The sequence below is a fragment of the Bacteroides sp. K03 genome, from assembly GCF_019734355.1.
GTDB lineage: Bacteria > Bacteroidota > Bacteroidia > Bacteroidales > Bacteroidaceae > Bacteroides > Bacteroides nordii.
Window position 1 is genome coordinate 55,620 of record NZ_JAASHC010000027.1, and the last position, 15,766, is coordinate 71,385.

The 15,766-nt window shown below is 40.8% G+C and carries 7 protein-coding genes; 4 read left to right on the top strand and 3 right to left on the bottom strand.

The genetic code is table 11. The features are described 5' to 3' along the window. Window positions 1–21 precede the first annotated feature (21 nt). From HCG69_RS16075 to HCG69_RS16085, 3 genes are read right to left on the bottom strand one after another with little or no spacing between them, the layout of a single operon-like run. Window positions 22–984 (bottom strand): sugar phosphate isomerase/epimerase, encoded by a 963-nt coding sequence (locus HCG69_RS16075; protein WP_025866982.1) that lies wholly within the window; start codon window positions 982–984, stop codon window positions 22–24. Window positions 985–1,039: 55 nt separating this feature from the next. After that, the gene (locus HCG69_RS16080) at window positions 1,040–2,803 is read right to left on the bottom strand and encodes a RagB/SusD family nutrient uptake outer membrane protein (RefSeq protein WP_221650878.1); all 1,764 of its coding nucleotides are present in this window, start codon (window positions 2,801–2,803) and stop codon (window positions 1,040–1,042) included. A gap of 14 nt (window positions 2,804–2,817) precedes the next feature. Further along, window positions 2,818–6,372 carry a TonB-dependent receptor gene (locus HCG69_RS16085; RefSeq protein WP_195349172.1) on the bottom strand — a complete coding sequence of 1,185 codons (3,555 nt, stop codon included), beginning with the start codon at window positions 6,370–6,372 and terminating at the stop codon, window positions 2,818–2,820. Between the two features lie 1,233 nt (window positions 6,373–7,605). On the opposite strand from HCG69_RS16085, the gene HCG69_RS16090 reads away from it, so the two are divergent. From HCG69_RS16090 to HCG69_RS16100, 4 genes are all read left to right on the top strand, one after another. Continuing rightward, window positions 7,606–8,949 (top strand): PEGA domain-containing protein, encoded by a 1,344-nt coding sequence (locus HCG69_RS16090; RefSeq protein WP_025866983.1) that lies wholly within the window; start codon window positions 7,606–7,608, stop codon window positions 8,947–8,949. A 16-nt stretch (window positions 8,950–8,965) separates the two neighbouring features. Next, window positions 8,966–9,553: a fibronectin type III domain-containing protein gene (locus HCG69_RS20750; RefSeq protein WP_255586151.1), complete on the top strand. Its 588-nt coding sequence runs from the start codon at window positions 8,966–8,968 to the stop codon at window positions 9,551–9,553. A gap of 664 nt (window positions 9,554–10,217) precedes the next feature. After that, complete coding sequence (locus tag HCG69_RS20755; protein ID WP_255586152.1) at window positions 10,218–11,558, top strand: fibronectin type III domain-containing protein; 1,341 nt, start codon at window positions 10,218–10,220, stop codon at window positions 11,556–11,558. 3 nt (window positions 11,559–11,561) lie between these two features. Continuing rightward, window positions 11,562–14,507: a leucine-rich repeat domain-containing protein gene (locus HCG69_RS16100; RefSeq protein WP_221650879.1), complete on the top strand. Its 2,946-nt coding sequence runs from the start codon at window positions 11,562–11,564 to the stop codon at window positions 14,505–14,507. Window positions 14,508–15,766 lie beyond the last annotated feature (1,259 nt).

Here is a 15,766-nt window from a genome sequence, read left to right on the forward strand (position 1 = left end):
GAGGTATTGACAACAGCCTCCTTACGGTTGTAAAGACTTTGTATAATTTTCATAAAGCAGATTATAGGCAGTGACAAGATCTGTAAATCCATCTACTTCTTTTGCTCTTATTTCATAGAGGAACGGACCAGTGTAACCGGCATGATCAAGTGCCTGAAGAATAAGAACCCAATTGTTTTTCCCGCGTCCCGGGAGCTGATGACACTCCTTCTCTCCGTCACCGTCGGCAATGTGGACACTCTTTATGCGAGAGCCGAGTGCAGCGATCAGCAGTTCGGGATTTTTGATGTGATTCATGTCGACTGCTGCATAAACATCAGCCGGCATTAAATCCATAATTTCAACCATCTCTTCGACAGTACGGCCCAACGGGCGTTCTACCCCGGGACTGCGAAGTAATTTGTATCCGAGAAGATTTTCCAATACAATGATGGCCCCTATCTCCTTTACATCTTTATTCAGGGAAGTGATGGTTTTTACCAGTTGGCTCATGCGTTCCTTGCGTTCGTTGAGGCCTAACCGCCAGCTTGGATGGAACAGGATTACTTCCGGCTCCAATACGCTGACGACATCGATGTAGCTACGGTAGGCATTTTCGGAGTGTGAACGAATGGTTTCGTCAATGTGTGACGGGTCACAGTCGGCCCCATAAGGCATATGTATCGACCAGATGTTGATCCCTGCACTGTCAGCATTGTGTTTTACCTGGCGGAATTTCTCTTTTAATTCGGCATTTGGAATAGGATGATCTCCATTTACTAAGCCGGTGAGAGAAATTTCTATGTCAGAGATACCCGCAGACCGTGCTTCTTTCAGGTTTTCATAGGTTAACCCTTGCAAACCGCCGAAAACGCTTATAGTTGTACCTATTCGCAATTTTTGCGGAGTATGTACTTTGTCTTCGTTCATGGTATCCATGCAAAAGCCACTTACGGAAACCATTAAGACAGATATCCATACATAGATTATTTTTCTTTTTAACATACTGTTTACTTGTAATTTAAAACTTAATAATAACTGACTTGCGAATAAGATGTGGTTAAAAATTTAGTCCGTCATCCCATCCGGGGTTCTGTGTAATCATACCTTTGGTAAGTGTACGTTCATTACTTGGGATTGGATAGAGATAATCTCGGTCCTCGTTGAAGGCCCTCATTAATTGTCCGTGAGCCAGAATATAACCGGTCTCTCCTTCTGACAGGAATATGTCTTGGTTTATTTTTAATGGAGTTACTCCCGGAGCGGGAATACGGCGGTCCAGATAAACCACAAAATCGATTTTTCCATTGCCATCCATGTCATAACGGCCTTCACCGGGTACATAGGGTCCATAAAATGGCTGGGCCAGAAGTTGGCCTTCACGCCAGCGGCATAAATCGGCAAAACGGATGCCTTCGTTTACCATTTCTATCGAACGCTCCCGACGGATCTCAAGAATGACTCCTTTGTTAGGACCGTTATCCACATTCTTATATCCATAAAGTTCAGATGTGAGGAACGGGTCAGGATCGGCATTTACTGCTGATTTGTCCAGGTGGGGCATTCCTACGCGATCACGGATTAAATTGATGGAGTGATCGAGGTCATCTTGTGTCAATGTTCCCAGTTCGGCTTTGGCTTCGGCGTAATTGAGGTATACTTCGGCCATACGGTAAATAGGTATATCTATTGTCGAAGCATTGACAAAATTGGGTCCTGAAATGTACTTTAGCATCGGATATCCTGTCACGGTATTGGCAAAATTGAAGGTTCCTTCTGTACCATCGATGTATTGGGTATTTTGTGTCAATACTGTTTGTGCAAGACGCGGATCGCGTTCTTTAGTCTCTTCGGTAAATGGCATCGTTGCCCATCCTGCTTTATCGGTAAAGCGACTGCCGTCTTGCATTAAGTAAGAGAAAACGAGTGCCTTGGTGTAACCGGCCATGCCTTTGGAGGGCATTAATGCATAGGCGTCGACTGCATGTGCGAAATTTCCTCCATAGCAACGTGCAAGAATTACTTCCTGTGCAATGGCGCTTTCTGAAGTAAAGAGTGAATAATAAGGGTTTTTCCCTGTCGAGTAGATGGAATACTTTTTATCATTCATAATATCAAGCGATGCATTAACACATTCCTGCAAGATAGCTTCATAAGGTAAATTGCTTTTATTAAATGTGTGGCCGGCATGGTATTTACGGAAAGTTCCTTCAAAAAGGCATGCACGTGATTTTAATGCAAGGGCTGCATAACGTGAAACTTTATAAATAGAGGATGATGTAGGAAGGCTTTCTGCAGCTTTGTTGCAGTCTTCTATGATATGATTTATGATGACGTCGCGGCTGTCACGTGGTTTGGCCAAAAGTTCGTCTTGGTCGGAAGCCAATACCTGATCATACCATGGTACCTCGCCAAAACGTTTCAGCTTTTCAAAGTAAAAGTAGGCACGCCAGAAATAGGCAACACCGTCATAGCGTTTGCGAGCGGATGCATCTTTACAGCGATGGGAATTTTGCAGATAATAGTTGATATATCTCAGATAAGACCATGACCATCCCCCGCCGGAGGAAGGAACGGTACGTGTCAGTCCTACTACGACATCGCTCTGAGACAGACCATCAACAATCAGGTTGGATGGTTCGTCATACAGATTGACTGCGGTAGGTTCCATGAGATAAAACTGGTTGGTATAAAGTTCCAACTCTGATTCTGTATGAAAGAAGGTGTCGGGACTGATGGAATCCTTAGGAAACTCATTAAGGTCACACGATACAATGCCTGTTAATAAGGTGGCGGATATGAATATATATTTTATAGTACGCATAGCTGGTTTGTTTTTTAGAATGTAATATCGATGCCAAATGAGAATACCTTACTGAAATTGTATACTTCACCGGAATTCTCAACGTAAGACGAAGACGAAACAGCTGCTTCGGGATCAATGTATTTACAGTATTTCTTCATTGGCGACCAGTAAGCAAGATTTTCTCCGGTGAAATAAATACGTACCTGCTGGAGATATTTTTTTAACACCGGAAGGGTATAGCCTACTGTCAGATTCTTAAGCCGTAGATAGGCTACGTTCTGAATATACCGGTCATTGGGTGATGTCAGAGTATAGTGAGAATTGGTATTGTCAGAGTATGCTTCATAACCGCGAGGGAATGGGAAGTATGCATCTGTATTATCTTCGCTCCATACCTGATCAACCAATTGCTGGCTTAAGAATGTATTGTGCGGACGGCAATACGGTCCCCAGAAAAGATTGGCTTGGCCGGAGCTGGGATACCAGTTGCGTTTGCCCACACCTTGAAACAGAATAGAAAAATCGATGCCGTTCCATGAAAAATCACCACCGAATGTATAAGAATACCTTGGAAGTGAATTACCGATGACTACCCGATCTCCCGGATCTTCGACCGTGTTTTTACCGATGGAAATCTTATTATCTCCATTGAGATCCAGGAATTTCGGATCGCCGGCATGAAGTCCCTTGCGGGTGGCTGTGGCGTCGATACGTTTGGTAAAGTAGGAGCAGTCAACTTTTTGGGCATATTCTGCCGCCTCTTCATCGGTACGGAAAAGGCCGTCGATTTTATACCCCCAGATATCTCCGAGTTTTTCACCTACATAGTGTTCCGAGATCAGTCGGGTATCATTGTCGAACCGGGTTACTTTGGTCTGGTAATCGCCGAGACTGGCGCGCAACGAATAAGAGAACGGCCGGCTAAACAGAGTCGCTCTGTCGCGCCAGACGAAACTGAGTTCCCAACCTTTAGTACGCATATCCGCAGCATTGGTACGCGGTTCGCTTGCACCGTAAACTCCGGGGAGTGATGCTCCCGGCATCATCATATCGGTGGTGTTGCGTATGTAATAGTCACCACTGAATGTTAGTCTGTTGTTTAAAAAAGCAAGGTCGACTCCCCAGTCATACGTCGTTATCTTTTCCCATGTCAAATCATTGGCTACAGGGGCGTCTTCACGGGCATATGTCAGCTTATCCGTACCATTGAACGTAAAATCTCCACTGGTGAGGTTGGTGTTGATCTTTTGAACAAACAGGTAGTCCGATACTTGTTGGTTGCCAAGACTACCGATAGAAAAACGTATTTTGGCATTATTCCACCACTGGCGTAAAGGTTCCCAGAAATTCTCCTGACTGATACGCCATCCGACAGAACCTGAAGGAAAGTATCCCCAGCGGTTACGACTCCAGAAACGTGACGATCCGTCGGCACGTCCGGATGCTTCAAACAGATACTTGCCGTCATAGTCATAATTAACACGTCCAAAGACACCGAGTGTCTTGTACTTTGATTGTCCTCCGCTGACAGAATAAGTCGATCCGGCAGAGAGGTTGAAATCATTCAGGTCTTCCGAAAGATTTCCATCGACCGATACCGCATTCTTGCGGTAATAACGGGTGTCATATTGCATACCGGTTACAATTTTGAAATTGTGTACCCGATTCCAAGTGTGCGAATAATCGGCAAATGCTTCAAATGTCTGTTTATAGAGCGATTGGTTGGTTTCTTGAAGTTCGTTACGAAATTTGCTGGTGGTTTCCCATGAAATCACGCCTTCATGTGAAGAATACGGTGCATTGTTATAGCGATATTGTCCGAATTCATGAGAAAAACGATATGCGTGACTCAGATGCAATGTTAAACCTTTCACGATATCTAATTCAAGGTTGTTTTTAATTGTCGCTTCATTCACTACCTCTTCGTTGGAAGTTTTGCCGTAAGTAAGCATCAGGTTCATGTCACCAAGTACGCCGGCTCCTTGGTTTACTATTTCGGTACTATGTACGATTGTTCCATCGGGATTTTTAGGGACAAATAATGGAGAACCACCCATGGTTACATTACGAAATGTCGTTTGCTGGTTTTTCATTCCTGGCCACCACATTTTACCATAAAAATAGTTCAGATTGGTGCTAAAGCGGGCCCACTTTGTAATATTAATGTCTAACTTTCCGCGAATACTGTAATTGTCATAAGGGTCATTTTGCAGGTTCATAATCCCTTCGGTATTGTAATAACGGCCGCTGACGTAGTATTTTACCCTGTCATTTCCCCCTCTTATCGATACATTGTGCTCATGTTGCATGCGAGTACGTTTGTAAATGTAATCATACCAATCGAAATTTCCGTAATATTTGTATGTTCCGTCTTCTTCGGCTACTACCCACGGGCGTTCGGGGTTTTCGGTCTTATCGCCGCGACGTATCTCGAGTTCATTCCAATCGTCCTCATCATATTTAAGATAGTTTATCCCCTTATTCGAATAATAGAAAAAGCGGTCAACTACTTTGGCCCAGTCGTAACCACTGGTTATGTAGTCGGTACTTGTGGTGTTCTTTAATAGACCGAAACGGCCGTTATATGTAACTTTTACGCTGGAATCACTACCGGTTTTGGTGGTGACTAATACTACACCGGCTGAGGCTTTTGCACCGTATACCGAAGCCGCTGCTGCATCTTTTAATATGGATACTGACTCTATGTCGTTAGGATTAAGGCGGTTAAGCTCCATCTCCACACCGTCGACGAGAATAAGTGGGGTACCTCCATTTAGAGATGCGGCACCACGAATATCTATTTCATAGCCTGAATCGGCTCTACCGGTATTAATGCCAATATTTAGCGATGGGTCCAGCCCTTGCAGGGCTTGTGCAGCGGAAGCGACAGGGCGGCCGTTGATCTCTTCATTTCCAATCACCCCGACAGCTCCCGTTAGGTTTACTTTTTTCTGGCTACCGAATCCGACTACTACTACTTCGTTAAGTATAGTCGAATTCTCGGTCATGGTAATATTCAAGACGTTTGAATTGCCTACTTTTATCGAAACATCGGAGAAGCCTACATAAGAAAACTTCAGTGTTTGTCCTGAAATCGCTTCAATGGAATAATCACCGTTCACGTTGGTGATTACGCCTTTACCCGATTCGGGATTAAGGACGGTAACACCGATAAGTGGTTCTTTATCAGTACCATTTATCACTTTTCCGGAAATCGGGCGTGGCTTTGGGGTCGCAGGGGTATTCTCGGTTGGTTGTTTCCGGTTTTGGATGATAATACTTTTGTTGGTCACTGTATAAGTGACATTTTGTCCCGTAAATATACGGCTAAGTATTGTACTAATAGATTCATTTTTAGCTGAGACTGAAACTTTACGATTCATGTCCACGTCATTCGATTCTACTGTTACGGAAAATCCATATTGCTGTTGCAGTTTCAATACAGCTTCGCGTACAGTCACATTCTTTACTTGAAAATCAATACCTGTTGCAAGTGCCTTACCGGGAAGCAATGCGCTGACAACCAACGCAAACACTATAAAGGTGTTTCTTAGTATTGATTGATTAAAATGATAGCTGTTGTACATGTTATAAGATTTATTATAATTGATTGATCAGAATTGATTCATTGATATTGTTTTCATTTATTGTAGCAGGGATATTTATAGTATTTCATGAAGTACTTTATTCTATCTATGTTATTAGATTTAGTTTTCTACGAGTCATCATTCCATCGTTTTAGATTGGATAAGGGAATTGGGTTTCTCATTGTATTTGGTGCTAACTTTTTTATCATAAACGAATCTGATATGGGTAGTTCTACTTAAAGAACCCACAATAGAAAGAGATTACGTAATGGAGAGTTGCTTTTTTTGTTTCAACTCAATATATTGTGTGAATTAATTGTGATATACATTCTTTTTTATTGATAGATATATTGTGATATTTTAATTTATGGAGATATTTGAATGACATTGATAGATACCTTGTCGTAATTTTTTTTGGGTGTAAAAATAAAACAATAGGTAGCCTGTTATTTTCTTTCATTAAAACGTAAATGATCGCAGATTATCGCAAATTAGATGGCTTGCTGTACTTGAGCGTCGATATTCTTTGCGTGAATTTGTGATAGTCTGCATTTCAATAAAACTATCTTTTAATTAGGATACAGTACTTATTGAAATAAGCTTTTAGAATATTGCAATTTTATAGGTGACATTGAATAACCGGAAGTGTACATTCTTGTATAGTAAAAGTATATGTTTTATATATATGTATATATGATTATCAGTTGTTTACTGGAAATCTATTTGAGTGGTTATCTATATGTTTTTTCTGTACAGCTATGAATTATCGTTTCATTTATCTTCAGAATATTCTCTTTGCAATATGTTATTTTCTTTTTTGTAGAAGAATATTTTGTACTGGTTTTCCGGTACGTGGGAATAAATCTATAATAAATTTGTTCTTTTTTTTTCTTTTTGCTGTGGCTGTGATAGAAAATTGTTATACATTTGCAATATAGTTTTGCTATTCGTGGTGGCGAGTTATAATAAGCAAAACTTTTAAATATTAGAAAAAAACGCAAGAAGCGTAAAGTTATTATCCCCTAATTCGGAATCTGGAAAATTCAAAATGTCATGGGATAATAGCAACAGTCTTCTCACGCCAACGTTATAGTTAGGCGTGAGGATTGTTGTCTATTCATGACATGGGCATTTTCCAGAGCCTCGGATTTAGAATAGAATTAACAGTCCTCGCGCCTTCTTTATGCAGTTAACCTCCGTCAAAGAGGACAGGCGGAATAAAAACTATACACAATGACAAACCAAGCAAGGCGTGGCTTCTTTTTAGTAGTCCTCTTTTTGACCAGCTTCTTATCTCAGTGGGTCTATGCACAAGGAAAAATAGAAGTTGCTTCTTTTAACCGAATGGAAACTGACATTACAGCTCGCGTCACGGCTCCTAAGAGAGATCAGAACGGAGAAGTATGTGCACTGATCCGGATTGTAACTACTGTAAAAGATCTGATGTTCGAACCGGACGCTTTAGGAATCACTGCCCGTGAAAACAAACCGGGCGAAATCTGGCTTTATGTACCTCGCGGCGCTCGCCGTATTTCTATTATGCATGACAAATATGGGGTGCTACGCAATTACTTTTACCCCGATATTATTGATAAATCTACCGTCTATGAAATGGAAGTACGAGTCAATGACGGTACTTCCCACGAACCTGTAGATACAAATACACAACTTTTAGTGATGCGCCCCGACCCGGCTGATGCTACTATCTATATAGATGATGAAAAGGTGCCTACGGAAAAAGGGCTCTTCACGGCTACCATGAAGAAAGGTAGTCATACCTATCGTGTGGAAGCTCCGATGTATGCTTCGGAAGCCGGAGTCGTCGATCTGGGGAGTGAACAGAAGATTATGAGTGTTACTTTAAAACCAAAATTCGGATACCTCGAAGTCTTTTCTTTACCGGAGCAGGATGCCAATGTTTACATTGATGGTACTTTGGCAGGACAAACACCTTATAAAAGTGACCGTATGCCAATACGTTCCTATAGACTTCGTATAGAGAAAGATCTTTTCTTTCCTATAGATACGGTGGTGAATATCTCCGCCGGAGAAACAAACGGGCAAACCTTCACAATGATTTCCACGATTAAACCTAAAGAGCCACGTCGTATGCTGGTGATGGCTGAAGTAGGTTATCATCCTTCACAATTGTCTTATGGCGGTATGATTGGTTTTGTTCGCAAGAACGGAGCTTATGTAAAGTTTCGTAGTGATTTCGGTTCTGCTTCCGCTGATTTGGAGTGTGATGATAGCGGCGCGTTGACTTCCGGAGGTGAGGGTACTCCCTATTACAAAGAAGGAGTCACTCAGAAAGCCCGTTTGTCGGTCACTGCCGGTTATCTGCGGCAATTATGGAAGCCCGTTTATCTCTATGCAGGTGCAGGGTATGGTAGCCGTACATTGGCTTGGGAAACTGTAGAAGGTGAATTGGTGAAGAATACTGATCATTCGGCGGTAGGTGTTGCTGCCGAACTGGGTGTTATCGGGCGTTTGGGTAAGTTTGCTCTTTCTGTAGGATTTCACACTGTGAATTTCAAGCATCATGAAGTTACTGTTGGAGTGGGTATTATATTTTAATTAGTGGAAGTAAAAAATGAAAAAGATAACACATCTTATTATATGCAGTCTGCTGTTAGTGATGGCAGCCTGTGAAAAGGATACGGAGCCTGCAAATTTTGCTCCGAAGTTGGCGACTGGTGAAGCGACCAATATTTATCGAACCGGAGCTACTCTGTCAGGAAGCATGGAAAAGGCAGAAGGAGTGGTGGTAAAAGAATACGGTGTTCTTTATTCCACGTTGCAGAGTATGGCAGAATATACTGAAGTGAAAGTTGGCACAGACAATGAAGGTAAATTCAGTGTGCAACTTCAGGCATTGGAACCCGGTAAGACATATTATTATTGTAGTTATGCCAATAGCGGATACAGTATTGCTAAGGGGGAGACAAAGAGCTTTACTACGGTAGAGAGCAAGACGCCCGTCTTTAGTGATTTGCAGGTCTCGGGCACCGATGAGAAAAGTTTTATCGTATCTACTTCTGTGCTGGATGACGGAGGAGGTGAAATGTTCCTTTCCGGCTTTTGCTGGAAAAGAGACGACAGATGCGAATTATGTGCCTACGGAGAAGGACAACACAAAGAATATAGACGACGTGTCCAACTATCAGGTACGTATCAATGACTTGAAACCGGGAAGGCTCTACGCAGTGCGTGCGTATGCTATCAATTCCAACGGGCGTGGGTATGGTACAACAACTTATGTAACAACAAAGACGACTGATCTTCCCGTTGTTTCTTCCTGTGCTCCGCAAGACTCTACCAATGTCTCCATCACAATGCAGGCACGTATATTGGCCAATAGTACTTTGGTGACAGAGAAAGGATTCTGTTATAGTTCGGAGGTACAAGAACCTACCATTGCCAATCTGAAAGAGATTTCATTAGTGCCCGATACAACGATTTATGGAACAATCGGTGGCTTGAAGCCGGGAAATACATACTATATCCGTGCATATGCTGTCAGCAGTCTTGGTGTTGGCTATGGTGATGTATTCTCGTATACTATCCCCGGAGGAGAAGTAGACAATGAGTTTTCCGTCAATACCTTGAGTGTAGAGGATATCAGCCGGACATCAGCGTTAGTAAGAGGAAAGGTGAATGTGAGCGATCTGAGTTCTCTTATCGAATTCGGACTGGAGTGGTTTGAGGGATTGTCGGATATGAGTTATGTCATCATAGACAACTATCCGAGTGCTAATATCAGTCAGTTGACCGGAGAATTTTCATTGCAAATGTCCTCTTTGCCTTCCGGCAAGAAAATCAGGGTGCGTGCATGGGCGAGGATCATGCAGGGCGGAAATGAAGTAAGGGCGCAAGGTGAACTTCTGGAGTTTACCACCGTGCAGAGCAATCCGGCTGTTGTGGGCTATCCCACAGTGAGTAATGTAACAGCAAATTCGGCATCTATTTCTGCCTCAATTGATAAGAATAAAGGCGGTGAGATTACAGCATGCGGATTTTATTACAGTACGGTTCATGATACCCCCGACAGTCAGGATGTCCAGGTGTCATCCTCCACTGCAGGGAATGCGGTTACAGCTAATCTGACAGGACTGGAGGAAGGACAAACTTACTATATTCGTGCTTACGCAGTGAATGAGGCGGGGATGTCCTATGGTGATGTTGCTGTTTTCCGGACGGTGGCTGTCACCCTGCCTGTTGTAAAAATGAATGAAATCACTAATGTGACCCCTTCTTCTGCAAAGTTGTACGGCACTGTCACTTCGGCCGGATCCGGCATTATTCATCGGAAAGGTTTTTGTTGGAGTAATACGCAGACTTCTCCTTTGCTTGGACAAGATGCCAGTTGTGAAGTCTCAACCGGAGAGGATGCGTACTCTTATGCCTTGACAGGGCTTTCCGGGAAAACGAAATACTATGTTCGTGCCTATGCTGAAAATGAGAAAGGAATAAGCTATAGTGAAACCGCTGAATTTCAGACAGGGTCTGCTGCTGTAATTCCTACACTTGGCGGAACTACTGTAAGTGAAATAGGTGAAACTTCTGCCAAAGCGGTCGCTACAGTCGTGAGTGATGGGGGGATTTCTGTCTCCGCTAAGGGCTTTTGTTATAGCTCGACAAACAACCAGCCAACGTTAGAAGCAGGAATAGTGTTTTCGGACGCTTCAACAGGAGGTTCGATAACCGGGGTTTTGAAGGATCTCGAACCCAATGCAAAATACTACATTCGTGCTTATGCCACTAACGGAGAAGGAACGGCGTATGGAGTGGTGAATGAGTTTCAAACGACACAGGTCGTTTTACCTGCTGTAAAGGAACTGAGAATCACTACTATTGAAGAAACCACTATTAACGCTTCTGCCACTGTCGCAGATGATGGTGGAAGTGCTATTCTTAGCAGAGGTTTTTGCTACAGTTCGACCAATGAATTGCCCACAACGGGAGATTTGAGTGTACTATCCAAAGATAATACTCCGGCTTTTACTTCCGGGATAACAGATTTATCGCCGGAAACTACTTACTATGTAAGAGCTTTTGCCAGCAATGCAAAAGGAGTAGCATATAGTGATGCTCGTACAGTGAAAACGCTGGCCTCTGCTCCCATCATTCCGGGAGAAGATGATAACGAGCCACCTGTAAACACAAGAACTATTCAAAAGAAGTAGATTATGAGAAATTATTTTTGGTTAACTATTTTATTTGCATTCATACATTCTATTGATTTGAATGCTGAAAGTATATACGTTGAAACCGCAGGAACATTGAAGGTATTGGTCGGTGACAAACAAGCTACTATTACAGAGTTGGTTTTATCCGGATACATAAATGAAACAGATATTGCTTGTATTCGTGAAATGCCGGTGTTGAAGATATTGGATATGAAGCAAAGTATAATTACTGAAAAGGATAAGGATACTTCTATTGTGACTACCATGACCTCTCTTTGGAGTAATATGTTTGCAGGAATGGATGTTATAGAAAAAATCATTTTACCAGATAATATATTGAATATTGGGTCTTTTTCTTTTTCGCGTTGTAAAGTTCAGTCTGTTATTCTACCGGAAGGTTTGAAAACAATTGGTGAATATAGCTTTAGAAATGCAGAAGAACTGGCTTCAATTCACATACCTTCTACGGTTACATCAATAGGTAATTCTGGTTTTGGGGGATGCTATAATTTAAAGGAAGTTACTTTTGCCGATAATTCTCAACTTGAAATAATAGGGGAGTCAGCTTTCTATAATACTGAGATTACAAATATTGAAATACCGGAAACTGTTACATCGTTGGGTGCTTCTTGTTTTAAAGAATGTGAAGCATTAGTTTCTGTAAATATACCGTTTCGTGTAAAAGTCATTGCGCAAAAAATGTTTAATAAATGTATCAATCTGACAGAAGTGAAATTACCTGAGGGATTGGAAACTATGGAGAAGGGGGCCTTTTCTGAATGTTCTAAGTTATCGGACATAATATTACCTTCAACTTTGGTTGCAATCGGAGATACGATTGATAGTTTCCAATATGATGGTGCTTTTTATAGAACAGCGTTAAAATCAATAATAATACCGGAGAAAGTAACCATGTTGGGAGCGGATACGTTTGACGGATGTACCCATTTAGAAAGTGTTACTTTACCAGATGGGCTTACTTTCTTAGCTGATAAGTTATTTAATGGTAATAGTTTGTTGCAAATTGTAAATTTGCCCAAGGCTCTTACTATGATAGGTACTTATGCTTTTGGAGGGTGTTCCAAGTTAAATATGGTATTAGTGATTCCAGAAGGGGTGGTGGATATAAGAGAAAATGCATTTAGTACTTGTAATTCTATTCCATCAATAGTATTGCCAGAAGGCTTAAAGACAATAGGATTTCAAGCTTTTTGGAACTGTTTTAAATTAGAGAAAATCAATATTCCTTCAACGGTTAGATCAATTGGTATTAGGGCTTTCTATGGGTGTTACGCATTATCATCTCCCTTGATAATACCCGAAGGCGTTAGTATTATAGAATCCGGAACGTTTCAGTCTTGTAAGGCATTACCTGCCGTGCAGTTGCCGAATTCGATAAGCGAAATAGGTGAATTAGCTTTTGCAGGGTGTACAGTATTGGCTGATATACAATTGCCAATTGCTTTAACAACTATAGGACCTTCGGCTTTTTCCGGCTGTTCTGCTCTAAACAGTCCTATGGCATTACCTGAAACGATGCAGACAATTCCTAATAGCTTATTTTCTGATTGCGTCAGTCTGGAAGAAGTCAGGATCCCCAATACAATGCAAGTGATAGAAGCCAATGCTTTTAAAAATTGTCAAAAAATAGCTAACATTGTATTACCCGATAATCTGCAAACTATTGGAGCGTATGCTTTTTATGGTTGTTTGAGTTTAGAGGCTATTAAGTTTCCTGAAAAACTAAACTCTATTGGGATAGAAGCATTTGTTGCAACTAAATTACAGGAAGTCATATTGGATGACAAGCTGGAAACAATAGAAAAAAGAGCATTTTATAGTAATGATAAATTGAAATATCTTTATATTCCTAAGAGTGTTACAAGTATTGGCGCTTATGCGTTTGAAAATTGTAAGAACCTGAAAAGCATTATATATGATGCGGAGATTGATATACCTGATAACATGGCTTTTGGTTTTGCATTAAATGAGTATAAGTATTTTGATAATATTCTTTTGTACCTGTTTTCTGATGCAGTGAAAGTGCCCGAATCATGGGAGAAGGTACAGGTGATTCGTAATGACGAGATCGAATCTGTTACATTTGTCGATTCCGCATCGATATACATTGCACGCCCTTTTAAAACGAAACAAATCAGCTATTCCCGTGATTTCACCATGGAGAGTGGACTACACAATTCAGCAGGCTGGCAAAGCATTGTTCTTCCTTTCACGGCTTCTCGTTTTATGCATGAGACAAAGGATGAACTGGCTCCTTTTGGTAGTAATACCTCCGGGGCAAAACCGTTTTGGCTTCGTGAACTGACATCAGACGGTTACGTGATTTCTTCTGTTTTGGAGGCAAACAAACCTTATATTGTTTCAATGCCTAATAATAGCGCGTATGAAGATGCGTATAACATAACCGGAGTTGTTACTTTTGTTGCAGAAAATGAGGTTGGTATCACAATTTCTGCCACCCCCGCTTCTATGCCGATAGGAGAGACCGCCAACTATAAACTCATACCTGCTTATCAGACTGTTGCGGCTAATGATACGGTATATGCACTCAACTCTTCTGCATACAATGAGAATCTTCCCGGTAGCGCTTTCGTGAGAAATCTTCGTGACGTTCTTCCTTTTGAAGCCTATGTAGTCAGCAAAGAAACTCGTACTGCTGCGCCGGTAATGTATAGTATTGGTGGTGCCGGAGGAGATATCACCGCTTTGGAGAAAATACTTCTGAAAGAAGCTAATACCCTTCATATTTATGCGCAAGGCAATACCTTATATATTGAAACCGACAAACCTCGCCTAATCTCAATCTATGGAGCGGATGGAATCCGGGTTCGTTTGGTTAGTGCTCAGGAAGGTAAAAACGCAGTCAACAACCTTCCTGCCGGTATCTATTTCCTTGAAGGCAAAAAAGTCATTATAAGAAATTAACTGGTAAATTTATGTTTGTTTTTTAATATCCTTGCCACCGTTTGGGAAAACATGTGGCAAGGAATTTTTTTATTATACAGCAACTTTGTTTCAGTGCATGAATTTACTTTTTGAGTTTATATGTATACTGGAAAATTCACTCGCAGCTGTCCCCTTCCGTTCACTTCAAAATGATCCCCTAAAAACTTTTAAGAGGAAAATTTAAACAGACTTTTTAATTAGGTAAGTTCTTTCAAATGAAACCTTTCCATCGGTATTATTCTATCTTTTATATAGTTTTACCACAGCGGAAAGGTTTTTTCTTTTTTTCGCCATCCATTCATATTCTTCAATCGATTCTGTCAAATATATCTTATCGGTTCAACTTAAGCCATTGTTATAAGAGATTCACATTGCTTGTGAATGAGATTTTCAAAGAAAAATCCCGTATTCTTTCTGTCTTTATAAAGAATATCCAACTTGTACAATGCTCTTATCCTTATCAGTATACTTTTATATATGTAAGTAATATGCCTTTATATATATAAGCAATAGCTTCGATATGAGAATAACTCAAAGATAAAGAAATCACAACACCCGGATGTTGTTATAGAAAACATCCGGGTGTTGTACATTAAAACATCCGGGTGTTTTTGGTAACAACATCCGGATGTTATGAATATAAGAAAGGTGTATTATCACTTGTATGATCTTGGTATTTAACGTGTTATATATGTATATTCATAGATAGTATAATATACTACTTATCTGCTGTAATTTACAGAGTGTATTTCTAAGTTAAGTCTTGTACATATGAAACCGGGGCTTAGCTACTTTGAATTTCTGAATTATCGGAGACGGGAGGTTATAAATCGATGCCATTTAAAATAGATTGTTAGAGAATAATGCAAAAAGAGTATGCATTATTATTGAAAGGGTGATGCCTGTTCTCATTGGGATTTGCCATGCGTGAATATGTATTTGCTAATTTATTGCCCCTGGTATACGTGCGCGCGTATATATTATAATGTGTTCCTTTTTTTCTCTTTCTTTCCCTGTTTCTTTTTTTATGTTCTACAACACCTTTGCTTATCAGCATATTACGATAAAATTTCATTTTTATTCCAAAATAATTCCTGATATGTTTTGCGTATATTGTAAAAAGGTCTACTTTTGCATCCGCTTAGCAAGAGAGTCTAAGCCTTTTAAGATTGACATATTGAAAGCGCGGATTACCGGATAATGAATAAACAAAAAAACTTCTGAAAAGATTTGGTTTT

Bases quoted from the DNA above. Each gene is read 5' to 3' on its own strand.
- HCG69_RS16090 (WP_025866983.1), top strand. From the start codon at position 7,606: ATGACAAACCAAGCAAGGCGTGGCTTCTTTTTAGTAGTCCTCTTTTTG.
- HCG69_RS20750 (WP_255586151.1), top strand. From the start codon at position 8,966: ATGAAAAAGATAACACATCTTATTATATGCAGTCTGCTGTTAGTGATG.
- HCG69_RS16080 (WP_221650878.1), bottom strand. From the start codon at position 2,803: ATGCGTACTATAAAATATATATTCATATCCGCCACCTTATTAACAGGC.
- HCG69_RS20755 (WP_255586152.1), top strand. From the start codon at position 10,218: ATGCAGGGCGGAAATGAAGTAAGGGCGCAAGGTGAACTTCTGGAGTTT.
- HCG69_RS16100 (WP_221650879.1), top strand. From the start codon at position 11,562: ATGAGAAATTATTTTTGGTTAACTATTTTATTTGCATTCATACATTCT.
- HCG69_RS16075 (WP_025866982.1), bottom strand. From the start codon at position 984: ATGTTAAAAAGAAAAATAATCTATGTATGGATATCTGTCTTAATGGTT.
- HCG69_RS16085 (WP_195349172.1), bottom strand. From the start codon at position 6,372: ATGTACAACAGCTATCATTTTAATCAATCAATACTAAGAAACACCTTT.